At 72.5% G+C, this 4,255-nt stretch carries 5 protein-coding genes and 1 pseudogene; 5 read left to right on the top strand and 1 reads right to left on the bottom strand.

Going from position 1 to position 4,255, the window contains the following annotated elements; genetic code table 11:
• A pseudogene (locus E1283_RS40085) lies at positions 1-133 on the top strand (PLP-dependent transferase); the annotation flags it as partial.
• Positions 134-145: 12 nt separating this feature from the next.
• Here the strand turns inward: E1283_RS40085 and E1283_RS40080 are convergent.
• On the bottom strand, positions 146-721 hold the full coding sequence (locus E1283_RS40080) for a hypothetical protein (RefSeq protein ID WP_132821806.1): 576 nt from the start codon (positions 719-721) through the stop codon (positions 146-148).
• A 256-nt stretch (positions 722-977) separates the two neighbouring features.
• Here E1283_RS40080 and E1283_RS32790 point away from each other — a divergent pair, with 256 nt between their 5' ends.
• The 4 genes from E1283_RS32790 to E1283_RS32775 form a co-directional block, all read left to right on the top strand.
• Positions 978-1,349 carry an SPW repeat protein gene (locus E1283_RS32790; protein WP_341829972.1) on the top strand — a complete coding sequence of 124 codons (372 nt, stop codon included), beginning with the start codon at positions 978-980 and terminating at the stop codon, positions 1,347-1,349.
• Positions 1,350-1,502: 153 nt separating this feature from the next.
• A complete protein-coding gene (locus E1283_RS32785; RefSeq protein WP_132821804.1) occupies positions 1,503-2,945 on the top strand; it encodes a VMAP-C domain-containing protein in 1,443 nt (480 codons plus the stop codon).
• 17 nt (positions 2,946-2,962) lie between these two features.
• Entirely contained in the window at positions 2,963-4,015 is a 1,053-nt protein-coding gene (locus E1283_RS32780) for an AAA family ATPase (protein WP_132821807.1), read from the top strand.
• The coding region (locus E1283_RS32775; protein WP_207930625.1) for a hypothetical protein at positions 4,015-4,255 on the top strand (241 nt) is incomplete at its 3' end. The genes E1283_RS32780 and E1283_RS32775, both read left to right, overlap by 1 nt.

The following is a 4,255-nucleotide window of genomic DNA, read 5'->3' as shown; positions in this document are numbered from 1 at the left end:
CAAGACGCTGGCCGTGCGGATGGACCGGCACAACGCCAACGCGGCGCGTGTCGTGGAGGCGCTGACCGCGCACCCGAAGGTCGTCCAGGTGTACTACCCGGGTCTCGAGACGCACCCGGAGCCCGCCGTCGCTGTCTCCGCTCCGCTACTTCTGGTCCTCCAGCTGGAGCTCCAGGGTGAGGTCGGACGTCCCGGGGACCCCCGCGTCCGGGCCCGCCTCCCGCACCCGCTGCACCTGGATCAGCGAACTCCGCAGGTCCGTCAGCCACTCGTCGGTGTTCTGCGCCACCAGCCGCACACACCAGGACAGCGCGTCGCTGCGGCTGCGCGCCACCCCGCTGGCGATCAGCGTGTCGAGCACCATCCGCTCCGACTGCCGCAACCGGCTCATCACCGGCGCCGACAGATGCGTGAACATCGTCAGGTTGTCGCCGCACCGCACGCCCCAGGAGAGCTGCCTGCGGAACTTGACGTTCGCCTCCCTCGCGATCTCCACCCTGCTCATCCGGGTGCGCTCACGGAACTCCGTGATCCGCCCCTCGAGCGCCGCCTCGTACTCCGCCTCCGGCACGCCGGGCGCCAGCTCGGGCTCCGTGATCCGGCCGACGACCGTGATCTCCTCGCGGTCGATCGTGACCTCGGCGAGCTCCGTGAACCACCCCTCGGGCAGCCGGCCCGCGATCCAGCCGCGCAGCTCCTGCTGCCCCTTCTCCGTAATCATGTAATCAACGTTACCCAGCTGGCCAGCCATTGCGCCAGTCGGGGGACGTGGTTCCGGGGGCCGCCCGCGTCGCCCGATTACCCCATATCGACCATTCGGGTCATACTGGACGTGCCTGAGAAGGGTGGAAGAGGACGAACGAAGGAGGCGCGTCGCAATGTCCGACGTCTCACGCCGCCACCGGGGCGACCTCACGGGACACCCCGACGAGAGGGAAATGCGGCAGCGGTATAACCGGGTAATGGGTGGGCGGGACGTGGCGCTCGTGGACGCCCCCCTGGTGCTGGCGGGGCTCTATGCCGCGGTGTCGGCATACGCGCTCCACTTCACCACCACCGCGCCGTCGTTGGCGACCAACAACCTCATCACGGGCATCGCCGTCGCGGTGCTCGCGCTGGGTCTCAGCCGGGCCGAGAACATGCGCGGGCTCAGCCTGGCCATCGCCGGAATCGGCATATGGCTCGCCATTTCCCCGTGGGTCGTCGGCAGGCATCCTGACGCGGGCATGATGATCAGCAACATCGTGGTCGGATCCGTCATCCTCCTGCTCGGGCTGGCCAGCGCCGGGATCGGGCTGTTGAAGCGGGGGCGCGGGCGACGGGAGGCGGCCGCGGCGCGCCAGGCCTGACGGCGGGTCACCGCGGGGAGCCCGGCCGGGGAGCGACGGATTCCGTCGCCTCCGGCCGTTCCTTATCCCCCTGGTAGCAGGCAAAATGACGTGGTAACTTCGCGCATCGTTATCGGCAGGCATACCGGCTTTTATGGGGGACGGTCGGTGGTGATGGGAGCGCCGCGTGAGTCGCGGCAGGAGTATCTGCGGCTGAAGGCGACATTGGTCAACGAGCTCTGTGATCTGGATTGCGTCCAGGACGCGGCCCAGCGCCACGGGTTCGGCCAGACCGTGGGGGAATATCTCGGCCGGCGCGTCGACCTGTCCGGCCGCAGCGCCAGGGACGACGTGATCGTGCTGGTGAGCCTCGCCTTACGCCAGGGCGGCCAGGGGGTCGACGCGGTCATCTCGGCCGTCGACCTGCACAGCGGCCGGGACGTCGCCGCCGACGTCCGCGCCCGACTCCAGGAACTCGCCCCCGTGTTGCCGGAGCAGGACGCCGGGGCGGCCCGCAAGCTGCTGCGGGAGGCCGCCGTGAAGGGCCCCGCGCTGCACGCCGCCCTCAGCCGGGAGTTGGGCCTCCCGCTCCCCGAACACCTCTCCGCCGGCGACCTCTTCGACCACCTGCTCGACGTGGCCGACCAGCCGGACGGCCTGCCGCCCTCCGTGCTGGTGCTGGAGAGCGCCGCCCGCCTCGCGCCCGTGCCCGCCCACGCCGAACGACTGCGCGGCTGGTGCGAGACCTGGGCCGGCACCACCGGCGCCCTCCCGGCGCTGCTCGAACGCCGCCGGCGGCTCGCCGCCGCCCGCGCCCCCGACCACACCATCCCCAGGTGCCTGGTCATCATGGTCGACCCGGCCGACGACGGCTCGCCCGACGTCTTCGTCCGCTACTGGATCAACGAGCTCGCCGGCTACTGGGAGCCGCGCTCCGGGGAGTCCGAGGTCACCACCCTCGACGACCTGTCCGGCGCCGTGGAGCGGGCCATCCGGCAGGGCGAGCGGCTCTGGGAGCAGGCCGTCGAGCCCGCCTACGTCGAGTTCGTGCTGCCCTACTCGCTCCTCAACCACGACGTGGCCCGGCTCGAACTGGGCGCCGGCACCGGCTCCGCGACGCCCATCGGCCCGCACTACCTCGTCCACCTCCGCAGCCTCGAACGGATGCGCGACCAGAACCCGGTGCAGCACCGCGCCTGGCGGGCCCGCTGGGGGACCCTCAGGGAGGGCCAGGTCATCCAGGCCCACCACTGGTCGGCCGCCGAGCAGGGCGAGTTGCCGCGCTGGCGCCAGGACCTGCTGCGCAACGCCCAGTTCACCGCCGTCACCATGGAGGCGCCGGCCGTCGAGGGGCACGGCCTCGAACCGCTCAAGGTCGCCATCGCCCAGGGCATCGGCCTGGCCCTCTGGGACCGCAGGGCCCAGCGCGACCCCTACGTGCGCGAGATCCTGCGCATCCTCGTCGGCCACTCGCACGACCGACTGCCCGGCGCCGTCCGGCAGATGCGCTTCCAGGCGGAGGCCGACACGGAAGGACTCGGTCAAGTCGGCCGCCACATCGCGTTCTTCTGGGATGATCCCTACCGACTCATCGACTGCGAGGAGGTCCCGGCGTGACGGAGCCAGAAGGCGCCATGGCGCACGACACGGCCGGGCGGGAAGCGGCCCACTCCTGGCGGGTCTTCCACGGCACCGGCGTCCTCCCGGCGGGCGGCCCCGCCGACATCCCGGGGCCGCCGCCCTGGCGGGAGTTCAGCGGCGAGCCCCTGCAGCCCACGCCACCCGAGGACGACAGGACCGCGCTGCGCCGGCTCGGCGGCTCGGAGGTCGCCAGGCCCAACCTGCGCGACGAGGAGATCGACACGGTCAACGCCGCCCTGGTGCTGCGCCGCCCGCTGCTGGTCACCGGGCCGCCCGGGGTCGGCAAGTCGACCCTCGCCTACCTGGCCGCCCGCGAGCTCGGCCTCGGCCGCGTCCTCCAGTGGAGCATCGTCAGCCGCACCACCCTGCGCGACGGCCTCTACGAGTACGACTCCATCGGCCGGGCCCAGGCCATCGCCGCCTGGCGGGCCGGCGGGCCCACGGAACCCGGCGGCGCGGCCCCGGAACAGCCGCCCTACCTGGGCGACTTCATCACCCTCGGCCCGCTGGGCACCGCGCTGCTCGGCTACGCCAGGCCCCGGGTGCTGCTGATCGACGAGCTCGACAAGAGCGACATCGACCTGCCCAACGACCTCCTCCACGTCCTGGAGAACGGCAGCTACGACGTCCCCGAGCTGATCCGCGGCGCCCTCACCACCGCCAGCGTCTTCACCGACGACCCCGACCGGCACGCCGAGATCGTCGGCGGCCGCGTCGAGTGCCGCGAGTTCCCCCTGGTCGTCATCACCAGCAACGGCGAACGCGAGTTCCCCGCCGCGTTCCGCCGCCGCTGCCTCCCGCTCGAGATGCTGCCGCCCAGCCGTGAGCAGCTGCTGGCCATCGTCGCCAGCCACCTGCGCCGTCGCCCCGAGGGCGTCAGCGCCCTCGTCGACGACTTCGAGCGACGCGTGAGGGACGGGGGAACCCAGTCGGTGGACCAGTTGCTCAACGCGGTCCAATTGACCACGGCGGGTGGTTTCCAGAGGGATGACGACGGGCGTAAGCTGATCGAGATGCTCCTCCGCGACCTCGCGAAAGGCCGCTGATGAACGGCTTTCCCCGGGAGCGTGCACCCGCCCGCCGCGCCCAGGCGGCGGAGTCCGCCGCCGGCGATCCAGGCTGGCGGGAGATCGCCGACGCGGCCTGGCTCACAGCGGCCCGGCTGGCCGCCGACGCGGCGCCGGGCACGGGCCGGCCAGCACGCCACCAGCGCGAGACCGACCCGTCGCGCACGGCGCCCACCGCGGCAGACGCCGCCCCCGGCGCTCCCGACGCCTCGTCCACGC

This window comes from Streptomyces hainanensis (genome assembly GCF_004348415.1).
GTDB classification, from domain to species: Bacteria; Actinomycetota; Actinomycetes; order Streptomycetales; family Streptomycetaceae; genus Streptomyces; species Streptomyces hainanensis.
This window is presented reverse-complemented; position numbering and strand designations above follow the sequence as displayed.